General features: G+C 29.5%; 19 protein-coding genes. 6 read left to right on the top strand and 13 right to left on the bottom strand.

The window, feature by feature from the left end; translation table 11 throughout:
• Window positions 1–157 precede the first annotated feature (157 nt).
• Window positions 158–1,588, top strand: a complete 1,431-nt coding sequence (glnA, locus tag FBF06_RS03760; protein ID WP_168977546.1) for a type I glutamate--ammonia ligase — start codon at window positions 158–160, stop codon at window positions 1,586–1,588.
• 66 nt (window positions 1,589–1,654) lie between these two features.
• Here glnA and flgG read toward each other — a convergent pair whose 3' ends face one another.
• The 5 genes from flgG to FBF06_RS03735 form a co-directional block, all read right to left on the bottom strand.
• The gene (gene flgG / locus FBF06_RS03755) at window positions 1,655–2,446 is read right to left on the bottom strand and encodes a flagellar basal-body rod protein FlgG (RefSeq protein WP_002852142.1); all 792 of its coding nucleotides are present in this window, start codon (window positions 2,444–2,446) and stop codon (window positions 1,655–1,657) included.
• Between the two features lie 28 nt (window positions 2,447–2,474).
• The gene (locus tag FBF06_RS03750; protein ID WP_168977545.1) at window positions 2,475–3,287 is read right to left on the bottom strand and encodes a flagellar hook-basal body protein; all 813 of its coding nucleotides are present in this window, start codon (window positions 3,285–3,287) and stop codon (window positions 2,475–2,477) included.
• A gap of 155 nt (window positions 3,288–3,442) precedes the next feature.
• Window positions 3,443–4,555 carry a cell division protein FtsZ gene (gene ftsZ / locus FBF06_RS03745; protein WP_002852071.1) on the bottom strand — a complete coding sequence of 371 codons (1,113 nt, stop codon included), beginning with the start codon at window positions 4,553–4,555 and terminating at the stop codon, window positions 3,443–3,445.
• Between the two features lie 15 nt (window positions 4,556–4,570).
• Window positions 4,571–5,959, bottom strand: coding sequence for a cell division protein FtsA (gene ftsA / locus FBF06_RS03740; RefSeq protein WP_168977544.1), 1,389 nt, complete (start codon window positions 5,957–5,959; stop codon window positions 4,571–4,573).
• The gene (locus tag FBF06_RS03735) at window positions 5,956–7,446 is read right to left on the bottom strand and encodes a peptidylprolyl isomerase (protein ID WP_052777319.1); all 1,491 of its coding nucleotides are present in this window, start codon (window positions 7,444–7,446) and stop codon (window positions 5,956–5,958) included. The genes ftsA and FBF06_RS03735 overlap by 4 nt, the downstream gene beginning before the upstream one ends.
• 158 nt (window positions 7,447–7,604) lie before the next feature.
• On the opposite strand from FBF06_RS03735, the gene rsmH reads away from it, so the two are divergent.
• Both rsmH and FBF06_RS03725 read left to right on the top strand, forming a co-directional pair.
• Window positions 7,605–8,543: a 16S rRNA (cytosine(1402)-N(4))-methyltransferase RsmH gene (gene rsmH, locus FBF06_RS03730; RefSeq protein WP_079351421.1), complete on the top strand. Its 939-nt coding sequence runs from the start codon at window positions 7,605–7,607 to the stop codon at window positions 8,541–8,543.
• Window positions 8,543–9,481 (top strand): hypothetical protein, encoded by a 939-nt coding sequence (locus FBF06_RS03725; RefSeq protein ID WP_032582058.1) that lies wholly within the window; start codon window positions 8,543–8,545, stop codon window positions 9,479–9,481. The genes rsmH and FBF06_RS03725 overlap by 1 nt, the downstream gene beginning before the upstream one ends.
• On the opposite strand, the gene FBF06_RS03720 is transcribed toward FBF06_RS03725, so the two are convergent.
• Window positions 9,469–9,960, bottom strand: a complete 492-nt coding sequence (locus FBF06_RS03720; protein ID WP_002852223.1) for a hypothetical protein — start codon at window positions 9,958–9,960, stop codon at window positions 9,469–9,471. The genes FBF06_RS03725 and FBF06_RS03720 overlap by 13 nt on opposite strands.
• Before the next feature lie 149 nt (window positions 9,961–10,109).
• Between FBF06_RS03720 and FBF06_RS03715 the strand changes: the two genes are divergently transcribed.
• Window positions 10,110–13,862: an Eco57I restriction-modification methylase domain-containing protein gene (locus tag FBF06_RS03715; protein WP_032585886.1), complete on the top strand. Its 3,753-nt coding sequence runs from the start codon at window positions 10,110–10,112 to the stop codon at window positions 13,860–13,862.
• 27 nt (window positions 13,863–13,889) lie between these two features.
• On the opposite strand, the gene FBF06_RS03710 is transcribed toward FBF06_RS03715, so the two are convergent.
• Window positions 13,890–15,080, bottom strand: a complete 1,191-nt coding sequence (locus FBF06_RS03710) for an acetate kinase (protein ID WP_002900897.1) — start codon at window positions 15,078–15,080, stop codon at window positions 13,890–13,892.
• Window positions 15,081–15,093: 13 nt separating this feature from the next.
• On the bottom strand, window positions 15,094–16,599 hold the full coding sequence (pta, locus tag FBF06_RS03705) for a phosphate acetyltransferase (protein WP_002860012.1): 1,506 nt from the start codon (window positions 16,597–16,599) through the stop codon (window positions 15,094–15,096).
• Between the two features lie 89 nt (window positions 16,600–16,688).
• Between pta and flgH the strand changes: the two genes are divergently transcribed.
• A complete protein-coding gene (flgH, locus tag FBF06_RS03700; protein WP_052801800.1) occupies window positions 16,689–17,387 on the top strand; it encodes a flagellar basal body L-ring protein FlgH in 699 nt (232 codons plus the stop codon).
• 29 nt (window positions 17,388–17,416) lie between these two features.
• Here the strand turns inward: flgH and ispG are convergent, their stop codons facing one another.
• Window positions 17,417–18,490 (bottom strand): flavodoxin-dependent (E)-4-hydroxy-3-methylbut-2-enyl-diphosphate synthase, encoded by a 1,074-nt coding sequence (gene ispG, locus FBF06_RS03695; protein ID WP_168977543.1) that lies wholly within the window; start codon window positions 18,488–18,490, stop codon window positions 17,417–17,419.
• A 145-nt stretch (window positions 18,491–18,635) separates the two neighbouring features.
• Between ispG and FBF06_RS03690 the strand changes: the two genes are divergently transcribed.
• Window positions 18,636–20,030 carry a DUF2972 domain-containing protein gene (locus tag FBF06_RS03690; protein WP_168977542.1) on the top strand — a complete coding sequence of 465 codons (1,395 nt, stop codon included), beginning with the start codon at window positions 18,636–18,638 and terminating at the stop codon, window positions 20,028–20,030.
• A gap of 9 nt (window positions 20,031–20,039) precedes the next feature.
• Here FBF06_RS03690 and FBF06_RS03685 read toward each other — a convergent pair whose 3' ends face one another.
• From FBF06_RS03685 to FBF06_RS03670, 4 genes are read right to left on the bottom strand one after another with little or no spacing between them, the layout of a single operon-like run.
• The gene (locus tag FBF06_RS03685; RefSeq protein ID WP_168977541.1) at window positions 20,040–21,893 is read right to left on the bottom strand and encodes a primosomal protein N'; all 1,854 of its coding nucleotides are present in this window, start codon (window positions 21,891–21,893) and stop codon (window positions 20,040–20,042) included.
• Window positions 21,875–22,312 (bottom strand): prepilin-type N-terminal cleavage/methylation domain-containing protein, encoded by a 438-nt coding sequence (locus FBF06_RS03680; protein ID WP_002852324.1) that lies wholly within the window; start codon window positions 22,310–22,312, stop codon window positions 21,875–21,877. Before FBF06_RS03680 ends, FBF06_RS03685 begins: the two co-directional genes overlap by 19 nt.
• Window positions 22,309–22,551, bottom strand: a complete 243-nt coding sequence (locus tag FBF06_RS03675; protein ID WP_002854947.1) for a hypothetical protein — start codon at window positions 22,549–22,551, stop codon at window positions 22,309–22,311. Before FBF06_RS03675 ends, FBF06_RS03680 begins: the two co-directional genes overlap by 4 nt.
• Window positions 22,541–22,771 carry a hypothetical protein gene (locus FBF06_RS03670; RefSeq protein WP_002852327.1) on the bottom strand — a complete coding sequence of 77 codons (231 nt, stop codon included), beginning with the start codon at window positions 22,769–22,771 and terminating at the stop codon, window positions 22,541–22,543. The genes FBF06_RS03675 and FBF06_RS03670 overlap by 11 nt, the downstream gene beginning before the upstream one ends.
• Window positions 22,772–22,834 lie beyond the last annotated feature (63 nt).

The raw sequence follows: 22,834 nt of genomic DNA, 5'->3' as shown, positions 1-22,834 counted from the left end.
TATAATCAATTTTATCTAAAACAAAAATATAAATTTTTATTTTTTAATCTTTTTAAATTAAATTTTTAAATTTATTAAAAAAAATATATTAATTAAATCTTAATTAAAAATTTTATGATATAATTTTATAAATTTAATTACATAAAGGAGTAAAAATATGGGAAAATTTGTTAATAATATAGATGATTTTTTCAAATTTTGCAAACAAAATGAAGTGCTTTTTGTTGATTTTCGTTTTACAGATATGATAGGAACTTGGCATCATATTACCTATAATCTTCATGCAATCAATGAAGAAACATTTCAAACTGGCATTCCATTTGATGGAAGCTCAATTCATGGATGGCAACCTATAGAAAAATCAGATATGATTTTAAAACCTGATGCTCAAAGTGCTTTTTTAGATCCTTTTACGGCTGATCCTACTATCATAGTATTTTGTGATGTGTATGATATTTACAAAGGACAAATGTATGAAAAATGTCCAAGAAGCATAGCAAAAAAAGCAATGGAACACCTTAAAAATAGTGGCATAGCTGATACTGCTTACTTTGGACCAGAAAATGAATTCTTTGTTTTTGATAGTGTAAAAATAGTTGATACTACTCATTGTTCTAAGTATGAAGTTGATACCGAAGAAGGAGAGTGGAATGATGATAGAGAATTTACCGATAGCTACAATACTGGACACAGGCCAAGAAACAAAGGTGGATATTTTCCAGTTCAGCCAATTGATTCTTTAGTAGATATTCGTTCTGAAATGGTTCAAACCCTTGAAAAAGTAGGTCTTAAAACTTTTGTTCATCATCATGAAGTTGCACAAGGACAAGCTGAAATAGGAGTAAATTTTGGCACGCTTGTAGAAGCAGCTGACAATGTTCAAATTTATAAATATGTTGTAAAAATGGTAGCTCATTTAAATGGCAAAACTGCCACTTTTATGCCAAAACCTTTATACGGAGATAATGGCAATGGTATGCATGTTCATATGAGCTTATGGAAAGATGGAGTAAATTTATTTTACGATAAAGATGGATACAGTGGACTTAGTCAAACTGCTATAAATTATATAGGTGGAATTTTAAAAAATGCTAGAAGTGTTGCAGCTTTTACAAATCCAAGTTCCAACTCTTACAAAAGAATAGTTCCTGGCTTTGAAGCTCCTTGTATTTTAACTTATTCTTGTCAAAACAGATCAGCAAGTTGTCGCGTTCCTTATGGCATAGGTAAAAATTCAGCTCGTATAGAAATTCGCTTCCCTGATAGCACTGCTAATCCTTATTTAGCTTTTGTTAGTCTTTTAATGGCAGGTCTTGATGGAATCAAAAATAAAACCATTCCTGTGGGTCCTATGGATGAAAATTTATTTGATCTTACTTTGGATGAAATACGTGAAAAAGGGATAGAGCAATTACCACATACTCTAAGAGGAAGTTTAGAAGCTTTAATCCGACATAATTCTTATTTAAAACCTGCAATGAGCGATATTTTTATCGATGACTATCAGCATTTAAAATTTGAAACACAAGTTTGGCCAGTAGAAGCTCGTCCAACTGCTTATGAATTTAAAACTTGCTACTCTTGCTAAAAAATTTAATGGCGTTTAACACGCCATTAAACAAAAAAGAATTAAAAATTATTTATTTTATATCAACTATCGCTTAAGCTGATTTACAATTCCTAGCATATCATCACTTGTTGTAATGGCCTTGGAACCCGCTTCATAAGCTCTTTGTCCTGTGATAAGATCTGTCATTTCTTCAACAAGCTGAACATTACTAAGTTCTATAAATCCATGTCTTATTGTTCCAAGCCCATCTTGTCCTGCTATACCCGCAACAGGTGCACCACTTGCTCCTGTTTCAAGATAAAGATTATCACCCATAGAATGAAGACCCGCTGGATTTATAAACTGAACTAGCTCCACTTGGCCAATTTGAGTTTCTTGTTGCTCCCCTGGTAGCATTACAGAAACGGTTCCATCTGTAGCAACATTAATTGCTGTTGCGCCTTCAGGTATTGTCATTTCAGGTAAAAGTCTATAACCATCTGAATTTACAATATTACCTTCATTATCTTTTGTAAATTGCCCATTTCTAGTATATCCTATAGTGCCATCAGGAAGTTGTATTTGAAAAAACCCATTACCTGCAATAGCCATATCAAGACCATCAGTACTTGTTGATTTTAAATTTCCTTCAGTAAAAACTTTAGTTACCGCTGTTGGACGCACACCCACACCCACTTCTATACCCGAAGGAGAAAGAGTAGTAGCTGAAGTTGAAGTTCCTGCATACTTCATAACTTGATACATAAGATCAGCAAATTCTGCGCGACTTTTCTTAAAACCTGCTGTATTAACATTGGCGATGTTATTTGAAGTAACATCAATTTGTGTTTGCTGCGCTACCATTCCTGTAGCAGCAGTATGAAGTGATCTCATCATTTTTAATCCTTTTTTATTTTATTTTAAATTATTTAACAGCTGCAAGCTTATTGATAGCTTCTTGATTTAAGTCATCCATATGAGCTGTCATAACTTTTTGATACATTTCTACCATTCTGTTTGCTTCAATCAGTCCTACCATTTCAGTAACTGGATTAACATTTGATCCCTGAGAAAAACCTTGGCGAATAGCATTGGAGTTTTTCAAATCTCTAATACGGGTTAGATCATCTATTTTATAGACATTATCCCCATCTTTTTGCAAAGCTCTTATATCATCTACTTGTGCTACAAATAATCTTGCATTTTGATCTCCATCAACTTCAATGCTTCCGTTTTTATCAACGCTAATTTGAACAGCACCATTAGGAATGCGTATGCCAGCATTCTGAGGATTATTAAAATAATCACTACTTAATACCTTGTATCCTTGCTTATTTACCAAATAACCCTTATCATCAAGTTGAAAATTTCCATCTTTGGTTAATCTTACTTCTCCATCTTTGGTCTGAACCAAATAAAAAGCATCTTCTCTAGTCATTGCCAAATCCAAAGGATTGTTTGTGGCCTTTAAAGAACCTAGGCTAAAATCCGTATATTCTTGAGAAACTTGTGGGATTCTATCTATTGTAGTATTTACAAAACGAGATGCATCTCTTGTGTGATTTTCTATAGGCAACTCATCCTGAGTTTCTTTAAAAATCCTTTTAAAATCTGCAATAACCACATCATCTCTTTTATATCCACTTGTATTGATATTGGCAAGATTATTAGTAATCACATCAAGTTTATTAAACTGAGTTACCATTCCGCCAGTTGCTTGATAATATCCATTTTGCATATTTTCACCTATAAATTTAAGATTTTATAACTATAAAAGCAAAGAGTGTTCCAACTTTTAAAAACAAAGAAAAATAAATATTTGAAAGATTATTAGGAGAGAATTTTAAACTATAAAAAGCAAGATTTGACTCAATCTTGCTTTAAAAATCAATTTTAATCCATTTGACGACGCAAGAAAGTTGGTGTTTCAATTTGCGCCATTATCTCTTCATCGTAACCACCGCTTACCTTTTTAAGACTTAAATAAGGATTTTTCTTAGAAGCTTGAGCTTCTTCGGTAGATTTTTTAGCTACTGTATCTTTATCTTCAAACCCTGTCGCAATAATAGTTACTTCAACTCTATCTTCCATGCTATCATCTGTGGTAGAACCAAAAATAATCTTAGCATTTTCATCAACAATTTCTTGTATACTATTTGCTGCTGCCGAAATTTCAAACAAAGAGCAATTAGAACTTGTTTTAAAATGTAAAATAACTCCCTTGGCACCTTTAATATCCATTCCATCAAGCAAAGGAGATTCTATAGCGTTTGAAAGAGCCTCTTCTATAGCATTTTCACCGCTAGCACTACCAACACCCATAAGCGCGAGTCCGCGATGACTCATGATGGTTCTTACATCCGCAAAGTCAACATTAATATCTCCATTATCAAGTAAGATAGACACCATACCTTTTACAGCACGAGCTAAAATATCATCAACCAATCTAAAAGCATCTTTAATGCCTGCTTTTTTATCAATAATGCTCAATAATTTTTCATTTTGAATTACAAGAATAGAATCACTTTCTTTTTTAAGCTCAAGGAGACCGCTTTCAGCAAGTTTTTTTCTTTGCTTTCCTTCGAATGCAAAAGGCATAGTTACAACAGAAACAGTTAAAGCTCCAATCTCTTTAGCTGCTTGTGCAATAACTGGAGTGGCACCCGTTCCAGTACCTCCACCAAAACCTGAAGCAATAAATACAATATCACTTTGACTAAGACTTGCTTTTATTTCTTCAAAACTTTCTCTAGCACTTTCTGCACCTACTTCAGGAAGCATACCAGCGCCCAAACCTTTAGTTTTTTTCTCGCCAAGTTGAATTTTAGTTTTTGCTAATGAAATTGAAATAGCTTGTGCATCAGTATTCGCTGCAATTAAATCAAGATCATTTAATCCCATTTTAACCATATGGTTAATCATATTACCGCCACCGCCACCGCAGCCTATAACCTTAATTTTTGCACCTTTATTATGTTGCATTTCTTCTACTAAAAATTCACTCATAAAAATTTCTCCTTGTTAAAATTGATTCATAATTTTATGCCAGATATTTGAAAAAATACTAGGTTTTTTTTCTTTTGGCTCTTTAAAATCTAATTGTTCTTGTATTGCAATTGTATCATTTTCTTGCAAATTTTCATCAAAAAAATCAGATTTTATTTCACTTTCTGTATCTTTTTGCAAAACAATATCTTGTTTAATTTGACGATTAAAATTTTCAATTTCCCCTTTATATCTTAATTTCTCATTAGAATCAAGTTCATAAGGCGTAAAATATCCCGCTCCATATAAACAAAGTCCTATAGCACAAGTATTTTCAGGATCATTAAAAATTTCACTAAAACCAGTAATCAAATCTTTTCTTGCAGTAGCCAGTCTAACTGAGCGATTATCAAATGTTGCAGGAGCTAGCTCATCAATACCTGCTAACTTAGTCATTCCACCTGTTAAAACAACTCCGCCACCTATAGCATTGGCATAACGATTATCACTTAAGATTTTTGCCAAAATCATCAAAGTTTCTTCCGCTCTTGCATAAATTACGTTTGAAATAATATCCAAAGAAACTTCATTAACTTTTCTTTCATCACCCATTGAAGGAATTTGTATAAGGGTATTAGGCTGTTGTGAAAGAGCTGCATAATTAAGCTTGATTTTTTCTGCTTCTTTTAAAGGTGTATGCAATGCCATTGATAAATCTTGGGTGATATTAATCGAGCCAATTTGCAAACAATCATTATATCTAATTGAATTTCCAGTATGAACAACCATATCACAAATCGCTCCACCCATATCAATCAAAACAGCACCTAATTCCTTTTCGCTATCATCTAAACAAGCTATAGCTGAAGCATATCCTGAAAGAACTATATTATCCACTCTTAAATCAGCTAATTCAACTGCTTTCTTAAGATTTTTAATATGAGATTCTTGTGAAATCACTATATGGGTTGAAACTTCTAAACGATTACCACTCATTCCCAAAGGATCATCAACATGTTCAAGATCATTAACCTTAAAATTATAAGGCAAAACATGGATAATTTCATAACCACTTGGTAGATTGGCAGTATGCTTAGCTGTACTTACAGCACGATGAATTTCTTTAATGCCTATTTCATGATTTGGAATATTAACAACACCTATGCTATCAACGCTTTTAGTATAAGCACCTGATATAGACACCACAACCCTATCATAATGAACTCCGCTCATCATCTCAGCACTTCTAACAGCCTCTTCAATAGATTTAGAAGCAAGCTCTATATTGGTAATGGCACCTTTTTTAACCCCGTTGGTTTTCGACTTGGAAAAACCAATAATTTTTAATCCATCTTCATCTTTTTGAGCAATAATGGCACAAGTCTGGGTTGAGCCTAAGTCAATTCCTAATATATTCAAAATCAATTCCCTTTATAATAAATTTTTATCGGATATATCTTTTTAAGTTCATCAACAAGTTCTTGCTTAAGCTCATTTGCTTTTAAATTTTGCAAATTTTGTTCAAGCATAGTTTTGTATTGTTCAAATTTATCGGAGTTCATATCTAATTTTTGTTTATTTATTTTATATAATATTGCTTTATTGTCATTAATGACCACATAAGAACTATTTTGATCAGTATTAAATACATTCATTAAAAAATAAGCAAATTCAGAATCGTTTAATATTTTATCGCTAACCTTTACACTCTCGCGAGAACTATCTCGACTTACAAAGCCTATATCATCGCCTTTAAAATTTACTAAACTATTTTTAGCTTTTTCTTCTAAATTTTTTCTAGTTTGTTCGCTTAAATACATAGGTAAAACTTCTTCTCTAGCTTCTTCAAAAGTTTTATTTCTTATAGGATCTACTTTATTTAGTTTAACTATGATATATCCGTTATTATAAGGTGCTGGCCGTAAAACATCTCCATTTTTAGCTTTACTCAAAAGATCAATTGGATAATAAACATCAGATTCACTAATATTTTGATCTTTTTGAAAATTATCTTTCCCATTTTTTAAATCTAAAAATTTAGCATTAGCCACATTCTTTAGTTGCATTAAGGCGTAATCTTTAGCAACTTCATTTTTAGCAGACTGAAAATCCATCACTTTACCTGCAAAATCTTTATATTTTAGTTTATTTTCATCTTGATTATAAAATTTTTCTAATTCTTTGTCGTCAATTTTCTCATTGCTAACTGGCAAAAAATAAGTTGAAATTTCATATATTTTTTTAGTTTTATAATCTTCTTTATGTTCATTCCAAAGCTTTTTTAAATCCTCTTCGTTAATCTTAATATTTTTTTTGTCATAATCAATTTTTGCAATACTTAAAGCATCTTGCATAAAATAACTAGAAGCTAACATTTTTAATTCCTCATCTTTGCTAGGAATATTAAAAATTTGATTAAGTTTATCGGTAATTACTTCATTTGCAAGTTGTGTTTCATAATCTTTTGGAGTTAAATTATTGGCATTTAAAAGTTCATAATAAATTGTTTTGTTAAAATCCCCTGTAGGATCTTGAAATTCTCTAGTATTTGCAAGTTTTTGTAAAATTTCATTCTCGTTTACGCCAATACCCAAATCTTTGGCAAAATTTAACAAAAGCTTATCTTCAACAAGAGAGCTTAAAGCTATATTTTTAATGCCTAGTTGCTCAGCATTTTCTGGAGTTAAAGCACCATTGCTAATTTGATTATAATAACTTAAAATTTGTCTATATCTAGTATCAAATTCGCTAAAACCTATCTTTTCATTTCCTACAGTTGCAACACTCGAACTTCTATTGAGATTAAAATCATAAGCACCCCAACCTAAAAAGCCAGCGCCAACAAAAGCTATAGTACTAACCCATATAGTAACAACAAGATATTTTTTGTGATGTTGCATCCAAGTAAGCATATCATTCCTTGATTAAATTTAAACCAGATATTGTATCGTAGAAGTGTTTAAGTGGAGTTTAATTATAAAATTTTTACCAAAAAATATTTGTTCTTTAAATTTTATGATTTTTACAATGAAATTTAGTTATAATTATAGTTTATAAAAATTTATTAGGATTGATTTTGGAAATTCCTCATATCCCAGTTTTGCTTAATGAAGTTCAAGAGATTTTTAAAAATCTTAAAACAGGTTATTTTTTAGACTGCACTTTAGGATTTGGCGGACATAGTGAAGCTTTGCTTAAAAATCATCCTGATCTTAAATTCATTGCTTGTGATCAAGATCAACAAGCTTTAGAATTTTCTAAAAAACGCCTTAAAGATTTTCGCAATAGGATAACTTTTATGCAAAGTAATTTTAGTGAAGTTTTAGAAAAAATTTCACATAAAGAAGAATTAAGAGGTATTTTAGCAGACATTGGAGTTTCTTCATTTCAGCTTGATAATAACGAAAGAGGTTTTAGTGTAAATTCTGACTTTTTGGATATGAGAATGAATCAAAACTCCAAAATATCGGCTTATGAGATTATTAATACTTATACAAAAGAGCAATTAACTTCCATTTTTAAAGATTATGGAGAATTATATGATGCACATTTTATTGCTAAAAAAATTTGCCTAGAAAGAAGTAAAAATCCAATCAAAGGTGCCAAAGAGCTTTATCAAATCATAGGAAAAGGTAAACAAAATCATAGAAAAATTTCCAAAGCTACTTTAGCATTTCAAGCCATTAGAATAGAAGTAAATCAAGAACTTAAAGTGCTTAAAGATTTTCTTGAACATTTAGAAAATTTAAAACCAAAAAATTGCATTTTAGCTATCATTAGCTTTCATTCTTTAGAAGATAGAATAGTAAAACAATTTTTCAAAAAATGGTCAAAAAACTGCATTTGTAATGAAAAAATAATGCGTTGCGAATGTGGAAATAACCATAGCCTAGGACAAATAATAACTAAAAAAGCTATAAGTGCGAGCAAGGAAGAACTTTTAAAAAATTCTCGCTCTAGTTGTGCTAAAATGCGGGCTTTTTATTTTAATAATTTGGATAATAAATAATGCTAGAAGATGATTTTATAAAAGAACGCCAAAACATACGCCAAAAAATGCTGAAATTTTCTCGCGCCATAAATCAAGGCAAACCGCTTGATGATGATTTAAGAGATGAAATTTCTAGCGATGATATTTTAAGACGTCGTTTTAAAAAAAAGACTCCTAATAAATTCTTAAAAGAACTCGATGAAGAGTATGAGTCAAAACATACTAAAAAATCAAATATATATTTAAAAGAAGATCTAATCAATGTTAAATTAGAAGAAAAGCAATCTCTTGCTAAAAAAATTTTTTCCAAAATGAAAGAAAGAAGAAAAGAAGAAAATAAAAAAACTAAAAAAAATTTTTTATTTAGCAGAAAAAAAGCAAACGAAATAAAAAATATCCAAACCAAAACACAAATTCAAACAAAAAGCAATCAAGCTACCACTCAAACAAAACAAGAAAAAAAGGGACTTACAAATTCTATAGAAAAAATTCAAAAAACAGAAAGTAAAATACAAAAACCTCTAATTATAGAAAAAAAACTAGATGTTAAAAATCAACCTAATATCAAGAAAAGTTTAGAAAATTTACAAAAAAAAATAACACCACAAGAAAATAAACAAGAACTTCCAAAACCATCTAATCAAGCTCAAGAAAAACAACAAAATGATGAAGATGCTCAAAAGGCAAAAAATATTTTACTAGAAGGCTTCTCTAATGCTACCAAAGAAGATAGAAACCTAAACTTCAATCATCTTCTTTTTGCAGCTTTACTTGTTAGTTTTGCATTATTTTTATTTGCCCCACAAATTTATATTAGAAATCAAATTTATTATCTTAGTAGAGAGATTGCTACATTAAGAACAGAAGAAAGTGTTTTAAACGAGGAAAATAAAGACTTAAAAAGAAGACTTGAAAATATGCGATTCCAAAATCAAATTTTAGATTATTTAGAATGAATAATCTTATCTAAAACATACTGCTCTAAATTTGCTTTTGGAATTTCTTCTTTTAAAGCTTCTTTATAAAATTCACCCGCCATTGTAGAGTACTTTTCATAAGCAAAATAAGGAAAGTGTAAAGCCCAGGCTTTTTGTATTATTTTTTTTGAGATTATTTTGCGAGTATAAACTTTAAAAATATCATATCCTATAAATACACAAGCAGTAACCATAACAGCGCTCACTATGCTTATATGAAAGTCAAGCTTTGTTAAAAAATAATGAGTAATCAAAAGCAATGGCAATAAAATCACAGCGCAAAAAACACCAAAATAAATATAAGAATTTAGAATTTTGAAATTAAAATTTAGCTTAGAAGGATCTACAAGCATTCCATCGTTAAAAAGTGCATTTGCCTCTAATAAATCTCTTATAAGAACAGGTTGCTCTGATACTTTAAATAAAAAACGAAGGCTAAATTCTTTAAATTTTTTCATAATCCACGCTTTATTTTTTAATTAAAATTTTATCCAAAGAAAATTAATTCCAACTAAAAAATCATTTTCATAAATAAGCACAAGTCTTTAAAGTTTTTTAGATATAATTTAAAATGTCAAATTTTTAAAAATACTTTAGAAAGAAAGCCATGAATTACTATCAAGAACTTAAAAAATACCTCAACAATAATCTTTTTACAAGCTATTCTTTAGAAATTGACTTTCCTAAGATTTATAATTTCAACGCAAATCAAAAAGCCTTTAGAGATATTTTAACTAAAATTACAAAAATTTACGACAAAAATAAATTTATAAAACAAAACGAACATCAATTTGAAGATGAATTTATATCAAAAGTATTAGAAATTTTAGGGTGGTGCTTTGTAAGACAAGATGAAAAAATCATACAAGGAAAATTGGAAAAACCTGATTTTCTACTTTTTAGCAATGACAAATTAAAATCAAAATACGAAAATTTAGACAAAGAAACAAAAAAATCAAGCAATGATTTCACAATCATTTTAGAGTCAAAAGCTTATAATATAGAAATAGACAATAAAAAAGTAAAAGACAACCCTCACTTTCAAATTCTAAGATATCTAGGCAATCTTAAGAAAAATTATGGTTTTTTAACCAATGGTAGATTTTGGCGTTTTTATGATAATTCTATACTGAATTCAAACAAAGTTTTTTACGAAATCAATCTAGAAAAAATCATTGAAGATCAAAATATTGAAGCTTTTGCGTATTTTTATAGTGTATTTAGCGCTTTTAATTTCACAGAAAAAGAAGATCATTTAGAAATAACTCTACAAAACAATAAACTTTCAAAAATCAAAATAGAAGATGATTTAAAATCTATCATTTACGGAACCAATGGAAATGAATCTTTATTTGAATTCATAGGCTCTAGAATTTACAATAAAACAAAGGCGGATTTAAAACTAATCTATGAAAATTCTTTATATTTTATCTTTAGGCTTTTATTTATTGCTTATTTTGAAGATAAATTTGAAATTATACTAGAAAAACATAAGTATTTTAAAAGTAAAATCAGTCTTAGAACCTTACTTGAAAATTTACAAGAAGATGAAAGCTCAAGTGGTGGCTTTGGAGAACTTGAAAATATTTTCAACATTTACAACAAAGGCAAAGGCAATTTTGACATGCCTGTTTTTAATGGCGGTTTGTTTGATGAGAGCAAAACCGCTCTTTTAAGCACGCCAAAAATCTTTAACGATAAAGATTTAAAATTCATTTTAAACCAATTATTAAATTTTAAAGATAAAAATCTAAGCTTTAAAAGAGATTACAAAACTTTAAGTGTAGAACATTTAGGCACGATTTATGAAGGCTTGCTTTCTTATTTTTTTGAAATAGCAAATGAAGATATTTACTATGTAAGCTATAAAGAAAAATCAAAAGAAATAGAATGTTATTTTGATAATTATGATTTCAAAATTTTAGAAAAATCAAAAAAAGTAGAAAAATACACCTTTTACAAAAAAGGACAAATTTACCTTAAAAATACTAGCAACTCAAGAAAAGCAAGCGCAAGCTTTTACACACCTCAATCCATAGCTAATTTTTTAATCCAAAGTGCTTTAAAAGACAAACTAAACAATGAAAATATTTTGAAATTTAAAATACTAGACAATGCTTGCGGTAGTGGACATTTTTTAGTTGGAGTTTTAAACGCTATTACACACATTGTTTTATCAGATTTTGATCATTTTACAAATTTAAAAGAACTTTACGAAGAAGAAAAAGAAAATATTTTAAATCATATAAAAGATTTTGTGCAAGACTATGAAGTAGATGAGAGTGATATTTTAAAACGACTTTTACTAAAACGCATTATTTATGGAGTGGATTTAAACCCTTTTAGCATAGAGCTTACTAAACTTAGCCTTTGGATAGATAGTTTTATCTTTACAACCCCACTTTCTTTTATAGAACACCACATAAAGTGCGGCAATGCTTTGATAAATTCTAACCTAAGTGATTTTAAAGATTTGATAAAACAAAACTCAAGCAACCTTTTTACAAATTCCATAACACAAGAATTTGAAATTTTACAAGAAGTATTTGAAAAACTTGACAATCTAAAAGATACCAACGAAGAACAAATCAAACAATCTAAACAAATCTATCAAAATGAAATCACACCAAAACTTAATAAACTAAATTTATATCTAAACTATATCAACACGCTTCATTTTGTCAACAAAGAAGAATTACAAATTCTAAAAGCCCTAAGTCAAGATGATATACAAAATTTAAGCCAAAATGAACAAGCAAAAGCTATCATTAGCAAATATCAAAAAGAATTTAATTTCTTTAACTATGAGTTAGAATTTCCTGAAATCGTAGAAAATCAAGTCTTTAAAGGCTTTGATATCATCATAGGTAATCCACCTTGGGATAAAACTAAATTTAGTGATAGTGATTTCTTTCCGCAATATAAAAGCGATTATAGAAGCTTAATCGCTAGCAAGAAAAAAGAAATTCAAGATAATTTGCTAGCGAAAGATTATATAAAGCAAAATTACGAAAAACAAAAAGCATATATAAATGATTTAAGCGAGTATTATAAAAAAGCCTATCCTTTAAATAAAGGCAGTGGAGATGGAAATTTGTTTCGTCTTTTTGTAGAAAAAAATCTTTCTCTTTTAAAACAAGATGGAAATTTAGCTTATGTGCTTCCTAGTGCTTTGATGTTTGAAGATGGAAGCTTAACTTTAAGAAAAGAAATTTTAGAAAATAAAACTTTAGAATATTTTTATAGTTTTGAAAACAATAAAGCTATCTTTATAGATGTTCATAGAAGCTATAAATTTGCTCTTATGCAAGTAAAAAACACACAAGCAAATCACACTCATAAAATCAAAATGATGTTTTATAAAACAGATATGAACTCATTAAAAAACAAAGATGAAATTTTAACTCTAAGTTTAAAAGATATCAAAAAGCTAAGCCCAACTCACCTAGCCTTAATGGAGTTAAAAGACAAACAGGCTTTAGAAATTCTAAGAAAATCTTATAATGCTTTTCAAAATTTGTCTTTTGATTATATAGATTTTAGAAGAGAACTTGATATGACAAACGATAAAGATTTGTTTATAGAAGAGTTTAGGGAAGGACTTTTACCCTTATATGAAGGTAAAATGATACATCAATTTAATGCAAATTTTAGCCAAACTACTTATTTTTTAGAAAAGGCTAAATTGGATGAGCATTTAAAAAGTAAAGAACTTTATAGAGCTAAAAAAGCTACTGGGAAAGAATTAAATCCTAAATTGATAAAATACGATAGAGAATTTTTTAGACTTGGATATAGAAAAATTGCAAGTGATACAAATGAGAGAACTTTGATAGCTTCTTTATTGCCAAAAAATTGCGGTGGAGCTGATAGTACTTATAGTAACATTCCAAAACAATATGTTTTAAAAGATGATGTAATTTGCATGGATATAGTGCCTTATGAAAGAATTTTATTTGTTTTAGCTTTGTTTAATTCTTTAGTGGTTGATTTTATCATAAGAAATATGGTACAAATCAATGTAAGCAAATCTTATTTAGAAAGAATTCCCCTGCCTCAACCAAGTGATGAAGAAATTCAAAACAATGAAATTTATAAAACCCTCGCTAAAAATGCTTTGCTTTTACAGCTTTACAATGATCAAAATCGTCATTTTGATGAGCTAAAACAAGAATTTAATATAAAAAATGAAGAAATTCCAAAAACTAAAAAGGCTTATAATATCTTAAGAGCAAAAAATGATTTATTGGTTAAAGAACTTTATGGTTTAAGTGATGATGAATTTTCTTACATGATAAGCACTTTTAAAGTTTTAAATGAAAAGCAAAGTGAATATATAACCTTGCTAAAAACTATATAAATGAAAGATTTATATAGTTTTTAAAATTTAATTTTTACCGATAAGTTCTTCTGTAATTCTAGCGATTTCTAATTCTTCATCTGTAGGAATAACAAGCACTTTAACTTTAGAATTTGCATGATTTATCATTCTTTCGCCCGAAATCCTTTGTTTGTTAAGTTCAAAATCTAACTCGATACCAAGATGAACTAATCTCTCGCATACTTTTTGTCGAACCAAACTATCATTTTCTCCTATACCACCTGTAAAAATAATAGCATCGGTTTTTGGCAACACAGCAAAGTAGGATCCTATATATTTAACAAGACGATAACAAAACATATCAAGAGCCAAGCGTGCTTTATCATTACCTTGTTCTATCTCTCTTTCTATATCTCTAAAATCATTATAACCGCAAATTCCATATACTCCACTTTTTTTATTCATCAGTGTATCTATTTCTTCTATAGTTAAACCCTTAAGATGACTAACAAAAGGTAAAATAGCAGGGTCTAAATCTCCACAACGCGTTCCCATAATAAGTCCTTCAAGTGGAGTAAAGCCCATAGAAGTATCCATACTCTTACCTTTTTCTATAGCACATACACTTGCGCCATTTCCAAGATGAGCAGAGATGACATTTAATTCATTTTGATCTTTTTGAAGAAATTTTGCCGCTCTAGAACTAACATAAGCATGAGAAGTCCCATGAAAACCATATCTTCTAATATTATGCTTATCATAAAAATCATAAGGCAAAGCATACATATAAGCAAAATCAGGCATAGTGCGATGAAAAGCTGTATCAAAAATAGCCACATTAGCAACACTAGGTGCAGCTTTGATCATTGTTTTTATACCTGCTAAATGCGCAGGATTATGCAAAGGAGCAAAAATACTAACCCTATCTATCTCTTTAAGAACATAATCATCCACTAAACAATGCTCGCTTAAATTTCTTCCCCCATGAACTATACGATGACCGCAGCCATCAAGTGCATTTAAATCTGCTAAAATTCCTGATTCTTTAAAAAGCTCATTAACTATACTAAGGCCTTCTTCGTGATTATTTATTGTTAATTCTCTTTCAAAACTTTCATTATTTAAAGTATTTTTTAATACAACCTTTGAATTTTGCTCTCCAATTTTTTCTACCAATCCACTGGCTTTAACGATTTTATTATCAAAAAATTTAAATTTAATCGATGAAGAACCTGAATTTAAAACTAAAATTTTCATTTATCATTCCTTTCTATTGAGCTTGTATTGCACTTAAAATTACAGTATCTACAATATCATCTACCAAACATCCACGACTTAAATCATTAACAGGTTTTTTAAGACCTTGCAAAATAGGACCGATTGCTAAAGCATTAGCAGTTCTTTGAACTGCTTTGTAACAAATATTTGCTGCGTTAAGATCAGGAAAAATATACACATTTGCATGACCTGCTATCTTAGAATTTGGCATTTTCTTTGCTGCAGTTTTTGGATCATAAGCGCAGTCAAACTGCATAGGACCATCTATATTTAACTCAGGATATTTTTCTTTAGCAATCTTTAATGCTTCTTTTACAAGATCTACGCTTTCTCCCTTACCGCTATCACCACTAGAATAAGAAAGCAAAGCTATTCTTGGTTCAAGTCCAAAAGATTTAGCAGTCATAGCACTTACATAGGCACTAGTTGCAAGTTGCTCAGCACTTGGGCTTGGATTTACAGCACAATCAGCAAAAGCTAAAACTTGATCTTCAAGTCCCATAAAGAAAATTCCTGAAACGGAACTAATGCCTTCTTTAGTTTTAATAAGCTGTAATGCAGGGCGAATCGTTTCAGCCGTAGTAGTTGATGCTCCACTAACCATAGCATCAGCTTTTCCAGTATGTATAAGCAAAGTTCCAAAATAAGTTTTATCCTGAACTAGCATCTTAGCCTCTTCTAAACTCATGCCTTTAGATTTTCTTGTTTCATAAAGAATAGAAGTAAATTCTTGATTATATTCTGAATTAAGTGGATTCATAATTTGCATAGCACTTAAATCAAGACTTAATCTAGTAGCATCTTGTTTGATTTTTTCTTCATCGCCCAATAAAATAAGATCAACAACTTTACTTTTTAATAAAATTTCAGCGGCTTTTAAAATTCTCTCATCATTACTTTCTGGTAAAACAACAGTTTTTTTATTTTTTACGCTTTGTTTAATCAATTCATATTTAAAACGATGCGGAGTTATAAAATCATACTCTTCAAGCTTTTGTACTTCTTCAAAATTAAAATTTTCATTAATCAAAACATAATTACGACCATCTAGGGCATGATCGAAATATTTTTGAGCTATAAGTTTATCTTCATCGTTAATAATAGCAGCGATAGGGGTATTAAGATTTTTAGCTAATTTTATACTAAGATCAAATCCATCAAGTATTCCAAATTCGCAAAAACTATTTACAAGCACAAAATCGTATTTGCGTTTTAACTCTTCGTATTCTTCTAAAATAACATTAAAAAAATTATGAGGATCTTTGCTAAATTCCTCCATTGCCTCTCTAAAGGTAAAACCATAGGCGCTTTTTACAGTTTGATTGATATTAAATTCTTCCAACCAACCTTGTAAAACAGGGACGCGATGTATGTATATTACAGGGCAATAAATTGCGATATTTTTGTAAATTTTGCTATAATTTTTAAGCAAATTTGTACTAATAATAGTATTTAACTCATCACTTCTAGATCTCATCAAATAAAGATTTGCCATCATTTTCTCCTTGAATTTATAAATGTGGAACACTCTTTGCTTTTTCTAATTTTAACAAAGAAAAATAAAAATTCATATTTTAAAGGACGAAAATGAAAAAAGTTTTATTTTATGTGTTACCGTTTGCATTTTTTGGTTGTTCTGCAACGGTTGATCCGCAAATTTCAATGAAACCACCTGCTTATGTAGAAGAACTTGCACCAAAACAAAGCAATAATGTAGAAAGTGCACCAGGATCGCTTTTTGGCAAAGGGGATAATCCTTTATTTTCAGATAAAAAAGCTATGAATGTAAATGATTTAGTTACAGTTGTTATACAAGAAAGTACCACTCAAAGCACACAAGCTAATAAAGCAACAAGTAGAACTAATACCTCAAATTTAGGCGGAGGTGCTTTAACAGGAAGTTCAGGAGTGGTAGCTAATGCTCTTAATAAAGTCAATGCTTATTCTAATATAGGCTTTCAAACCAATAGTTCAAACAACTACACAGGAACAGGCTCACAAAGCAGAAATGAAAGTTTCAAGACTACAATTTCAACGCGTGTAATTAAAATTTTATCAAATGGTAATTATTTTATCGAAGGCTCAAGAGAGCTTTTAATCAACGGAGAGAAACAAATCATACAATTAAGCGGTGTTATTCGTCCTTATGACATCGGTCAAGACAATACTATAGATAGTAAATATATAGCAGATGCTAAAATTCTTTATAAAACAGAAGGTGAAGTGGATAGAAGCACAAGAAAACCTTGGGGTAGCAAAGTTATAGAAGCGATATGGCCATTCTAAAAGCAAGGTTAAACCTTGCTTCTTGGCTTTTATTCTTTTACAGCCCTACTTTTAACCTCATCTTCAACTTCAGCTAAAAATCTATCTACAAGTTCACTTTCTTTCAGTTTAGCTACAACTTCACCATGTCTTATAACAAGTCCTTGATTTTTCCCAAAGGCTATAGCCACATCAGCGCCCTTAGCTTCACCTAAAGCATTTACCACACAACCCATGACACTGATATTTAAAGGTTCTTTTATATGCTTGGTTTTTTCCTCTACGATTTTAATCGCACTTAACAAATCACTTTGAATCCTACCGCAAGTTGGACAAGAGATGATATTTACTCCGCTTTTTTGCACTCCGCTATCTTGTAAAATCGCCCTTGCTACACGAATTTCTTCTTCAAGTTCGCCCGTCATAGAAACACGCATAGTATCGCCTATACCTTTAAGAAGTAAATTTCCTAAAGCTATAGAACTTTTTACAGTGCTATGAAATTTAGTTCCTGCTTCAGTTACCCCTAAGTGAAAAGGATAATCACAAAGCGGTCTTAATCTCTCATAAGCTTCTATAGTTTTTTGAGCATCTGAAGTCTTCATGGAAATTTTAATATCAAAAAAGTCTAAATCCTCTAAAAGCTTGATATTATACATCGCACTTTCTAGCATAGCATCGACACCATAGCCAAATTTATTGCTAAATTGTTTTTCTATGGAGCCGTGATTTACACCGATGCGTATAGGGATATTACGTTCTTTACATGCTTTTACCACTTCTTTGATATTTTCTTTAGAACCTATATTGCCAGGATTTATACGCACTCCATCGATAAATTCAGCACAATATACAGCCAAATTATGATTAAAATGAATATCTACAATTAAAGGCAAAGGACTTTTAGCTTTAATCTCTTTTAAAGCCCTTGCATCAGCCATATCCAAGCACGCCAAACGCACTATATTTGCTCCTGCAAAATAAAGACGATTGATTTGCTCTAAAGAAGCTTCTATGTCTCTTGTCTTAGTAAAAAGCATAGATTGAACTGAAATAGGTGCATCACCGCCTATTAAAACATTTCCTACTTTGATTTGTCTGGTTTTAAATCTTTTATACTCCATAACTTCACTCTTTGAAAAATTTTAATATCAAATTTTAACTTTTTATTGCTTTAATTAAAGTTTATTTTTGATAATATATTTAAATTTCATGACATTTAAATATTTATGAATTATATATAAATTAAATACAATTAAAAGAGGTTATATGCAAAATCTTTTACTCTATATAAAAAATAACCTAACTCCAACCCTAGCTCAAATTCTTTTACAAGCTTTAAAAAATTCGAATAATGAAAAATTTTTTACCTTTGTTTTGGAAAATATTGAAACAATTTGCACTTGGCTCAATTCTAGCGAATTTAGGGATAGGTATTTATCAACAAAACATCCTTATCCACCTTTAATCAATCCTAATTTTATAGAAATAGATGCAAGTAGGCATTGTGCAGAATTAGCTTGGGATTTAAATTTACCCCTACCTAAACACTATAAATTTATCTATATTTCTCCACATGGCGTTGGAGCAGCAGCATTTTTAAGATACCTTAATCAATGTTGCGATGTAACTTGTTTTGCCTCCTGGGTTTTACCACCTGATAGCAAAGAGAGATATTGTATTAATTACATGTGTCTAAATGATAATACAATTGCTCAATATGCTATTAATATATCAGAAATTAATCTACCTTATTTTGATAAATATCTATCTTTATTAGATTTTAATTCTAAGATTATTTGCGGAGTTCGAGATCCAATAGGACTTTTAAAGCATAATTGGGGAAGAGATTGGAGTAAAGTTTTAAGAAACTATCCCCCTGAATTTAATCTAACTTATGATTGGCGTTATTACATCAACTATCTTACTCATCAAAATCATAAAATTAAAATCGATATAAATGAACTACAACAAGGAGTTTTTATCATCTCTTATTTATTAAAATATTTTAACAAAGACAATGTATACTATCTTGATATGGAAGAAATCCGCCAATCAAAGGCCTTCGATACCATGAATTTACTTGCTATAAATTTTAATTTTACCCCCCCCCATAAAGATAAATTAGATTTATTTAAAATTAAAGAATTTAGAGGTTATATTCGCTATCTTTTTCCTATTACACTTTATGCAAATTCTAAAGATATTAATAACACCTTTTATCTCAATACTCCTAAAAATAATAAAAATTTCAATATTGATAGAACTTCTAGCATTCCCATAATTTTAGACAGAAAACATATCAATCATGAAAAAATAGACATAATACAAGAAATTATAAAAAACGACCTATGTAATGATATGGGTGTATATATTGATAAAAATGATTTTAAGCAATTAGAACAAAACAATCTTTTATTTTCAACAATTAAACATTATTTGTATGATTTTTTATATCAAATTAAAATAACCATAGATGAAACAGAATCAAAAATGATGAAAGAAAAAGATGTAATAGATTATTTTATAAAAAATAAATCACTTATTTACACTTTTTTTAATATATTTGAAAATGAACTAAATCATTTAAAACAAACACATCCTCATATTATTGATTCTTGGAAATATTATAAAGAATTTGAAAAAATATACAAAGATAAATAATCATATCACTTACACAAAATCAATAGGATCAATATCCGCATTTGCATTTTTAAATTGCAAAATATAATTTTCAATTGCCACTAAAGCTTTATGATTTTCACTTCTAAGCAACAAATAAAAACGATATTTTCCATACAGCATTTCAACTCCACAAATTCCATAGCCTACCAATTCTACCTGTTTGATATTTCTAAATTGAGAAGCAAATTTTTCACAAAGTTTTTGTGCACTTTTTTGATCTTTATCTTCTATAAGAACTCTTAAAAGGCGTTTAAATGGGGGGTAAAGATCTTTTCTATTTTCTAACTCATCTTTTAAAAAAGCATCATAATCCTCTATATACCTTTCAAAAAAAGCTCTATTTTTTGTTTGCAAAAGCACTCTTGCTTCGCCTTTACGCCCTGCCCTACCAGCAACTTGCATAGCTAAAGCTAAAGTTTCTTCACTCGCTCTAAAACTAGGACGCAACAAATACTCATCAAGCCCTAAAATCACACTCAAATCCACGCTATGATAATCATGCCCTTTAGCAAGCATAGAGGTGCCAATAAGTATATCGATCTTATTTTCATTAAAGTCTTTTAAAATAGTATTAAGCTTTTTAACGCTTGTGATTTCATCGCTATCAAATTTTGCTATTTTTGCTAAAGGCAAAGCATTTTGCAAAAGCTCTAAAAGTTCAGCAGTCCCAATTTTTCTAGCTTCTAACATTTCTCCTTTGCAACTTGGACAATTTTGCTCTATTAAAGAAGTATAATTACAATAATGACATTTTAAAATATTTTTCTTTTTATGCATACTCATAGCAATAGAACAAAAAGGACATTTTATCGTTTCTCCACAATCCTTGCAAATGATTTGCCTAAAATTAGCCCTTGTAGGTAAAAACACTATAGCTTGTTTTTGATGTTTTAAACTTTTTTCTAATTCGCTTAAAAGCATAGGTGTTATACTGAGCTCATTTTCATCATATAAAAAATGTTTTTTACTCTCAAAAAAAGTTCCTTTTAGTCTAAAACTTTTTTGTTTATAAAAGCTCGTTAAAGATGGGGTTGCAGAACCTAAAACCACTTTAATATTGTTTTTTTGACCCAAAAAAAGTGCTAAATCTCTTGCATTGATAAAAGGCTGATTAGAAGCCTTATAAGAATTATCATGTTCTTCATCTACTACAATAAGTCCTAAATTTCTAAAGGGTAAAAACAAAGCCGATCTTGCACCCGCTACTAAAAGCACTTCTCCCTTGCAAAAACGCTCTAAATATTCTTGCTTTTTTTTCTTTGAAATTTTAGAATGCCACAGGAAAAAATTATCCTTAAAATACACTTCTAAACGCTTTTGCATTTGTGGAGTAAGTGCGATTTCTGGCATTAAAAGCAAAGCTTGCTTACCCTGTTCTAAACACTCTTTTATTAAAGAAATATAAATTTCAGTCTTACCACTACCTGTGTCAGCAAAAAGCAAAGAATTATTTTCTTTTTGAAGAAAACTTAAGGCATTTTGTTGTTGATTGCTTAGCTTAGGGGTATCTTTAAAAAACATTTTTTGACATTCATACTTAGGACTAGTTTCGAAAAAGCCCAAAACAAAACCAAGTTTTGAAGCATAATAATAAACAATAAAATTTGCCAATTCAAGTTGCAAAGGAGTTAGAAAATACTTTGTAATTTCTTTAATTTCTATAGTTTTAAAATCAGGTTTTTGACATTCTTTAAGTACGATGGCTTTAAGATTTTTTTTAGATTTTAAATCCACTAATACCTGTGTTAAAGGTTTGATTTCATCAAAACTATGAAAAGTTAAATTATCCAAATACAAACCACAAATTGCAAGTTCATAATATCTTATATCAGATCTTTGCATCTAGAACTTCCTATACACTTTAACAAACCTTCTTTAGAATCATAAATAAATTCAACCATCTCTTTAGCATTTAATGCAAATCTATAGTGATTTTTACCTATTTTTATCCAAGATTTAAAATCAGAATAAATAGGTGTATCAAGCAAAGAATAATCACAATCATTTAAACAATAAAAGAGTTTTTCTTTGGCTTGATTGTTTTGCGCATTATCTAAAATTTCTGGAAAATTTAAATTTTTAAGTCTCATTTGACTACGCATTAAAGCAAGAGCTGAGCTTAGCATTTCATAGTCCATTTTTAATTTTAAAATTTTAACCTCATCTTTTGTAGTATTGATAAAAGATAAAGATAAGCTTGACAAAATTCCCAAAATCAAAATCACAAAAACAAGCTCAAGCAGAGTAAAAGCTTTATTCATTTTGTCGGGAGTTCTTCATTGATTGCTTTTATTAGTTTCTTAAGTTCTCTTTCTAGAATATAATTTTCATAACTTTTTTTAACAAACGCATCTACAAAGCGTTTAAGTTCTATTTTTTTAGTACCCCCTGAAATCAAAGCGATATCATCTTCTAAAAAATTTGCAAATTCTTCACTGCACTTAACAATGAAATCTTTTGCATTAACATTAACAATGACTTGTTTTAGATTATCTGCCAAGAACAGCCTCTATTTTCTTATAAATATCTTCGCTTTCTATATTGCGAGATTTAAGTTCTTCTTCTAAACGCATGATTTGATTACTTTTTGCTTCATTTTGTGCTTTAACGCTTACAAGCTCATTTCTTAAAGCCTCATTGGCTTCGCAAACTTCGTTATACTTTTCAATTAATTCATTTACTTTATCTGTCATAGTATTGATTATTTTTTCATCAAACATATTTTTGCCTTCTTAAAAAATTTGTAATTTATGGAAAATATTATTTGATATTGTAGCAGAAAA

The sequence above is a fragment of the Campylobacter sp. CFSAN093227 genome, from assembly GCF_012897855.1.
Taxonomy (GTDB): Bacteria; Campylobacterota; Campylobacteria; order Campylobacterales; family Campylobacteraceae; genus Campylobacter_D; species Campylobacter_D jejuni.
The sequence above is the reverse complement of the archived record's forward strand: the minus strand, read 5'-3'. Positions and strand labels throughout refer to the sequence as shown.

Excerpts from the sequence above, each read along its gene's own strand:
- glnA (WP_168977546.1), top strand. The coding sequence starts at position 158 with ATGGGAAAATTTGTTAATAATATAGATGATTTTTTCAAATTTTGCAAA.
- flgG (WP_002852142.1), bottom strand. The coding sequence starts at position 2,446 with ATGATGAGATCACTTCATACTGCTGCTACAGGAATGGTAGCGCAGCAA.
- FBF06_RS03750 (WP_168977545.1), bottom strand. The coding sequence starts at position 3,287 with ATGCAAAATGGATATTATCAAGCAACTGGCGGAATGGTAACTCAGTTT.
- ftsZ (WP_002852071.1), bottom strand. The coding sequence starts at position 4,555 with ATGAGTGAATTTTTAGTAGAAGAAATGCAACATAATAAAGGTGCAAAA.
- FBF06_RS03735 (WP_052777319.1), bottom strand. The coding sequence starts at position 7,446 with ATGCTTACTTGGATGCAACATCACAAAAAATATCTTGTTGTTACTATA.
- FBF06_RS03725 (WP_032582058.1), top strand. The coding sequence starts at position 8,543 with ATGCTAGAAGATGATTTTATAAAAGAACGCCAAAACATACGCCAAAAA.
- FBF06_RS03720 (WP_002852223.1), bottom strand. The coding sequence starts at position 9,960 with ATGAAAAAATTTAAAGAATTTAGCCTTCGTTTTTTATTTAAAGTATCA.
- FBF06_RS03715 (WP_032585886.1), top strand. The coding sequence starts at position 10,110 with ATGAATTACTATCAAGAACTTAAAAAATACCTCAACAATAATCTTTTT.
- FBF06_RS03710 (WP_002900897.1), bottom strand. The coding sequence starts at position 15,080 with ATGAAAATTTTAGTTTTAAATTCAGGTTCTTCATCGATTAAATTTAAA.
- pta (WP_002860012.1), bottom strand. The coding sequence starts at position 16,599 with ATGATGGCAAATCTTTATTTGATGAGATCTAGAAGTGATGAGTTAAAT.
- flgH (WP_052801800.1), top strand. The coding sequence starts at position 16,689 with ATGAAAAAAGTTTTATTTTATGTGTTACCGTTTGCATTTTTTGGTTGT.
- ispG (WP_168977543.1), bottom strand. The coding sequence starts at position 18,490 with ATGGAGTATAAAAGATTTAAAACCAGACAAATCAAAGTAGGAAATGTT.
- FBF06_RS03690 (WP_168977542.1), top strand. The coding sequence starts at position 18,636 with ATGCAAAATCTTTTACTCTATATAAAAAATAACCTAACTCCAACCCTA.
- FBF06_RS03685 (WP_168977541.1), bottom strand. The coding sequence starts at position 21,893 with ATGCAAAGATCTGATATAAGATATTATGAACTTGCAATTTGTGGTTTG.
- FBF06_RS03680 (WP_002852324.1), bottom strand. The coding sequence starts at position 22,312 with ATGAATAAAGCTTTTACTCTGCTTGAGCTTGTTTTTGTGATTTTGATT.
- FBF06_RS03670 (WP_002852327.1), bottom strand. The coding sequence starts at position 22,771 with ATGTTTGATGAAAAAATAATCAATACTATGACAGATAAAGTAAATGAA.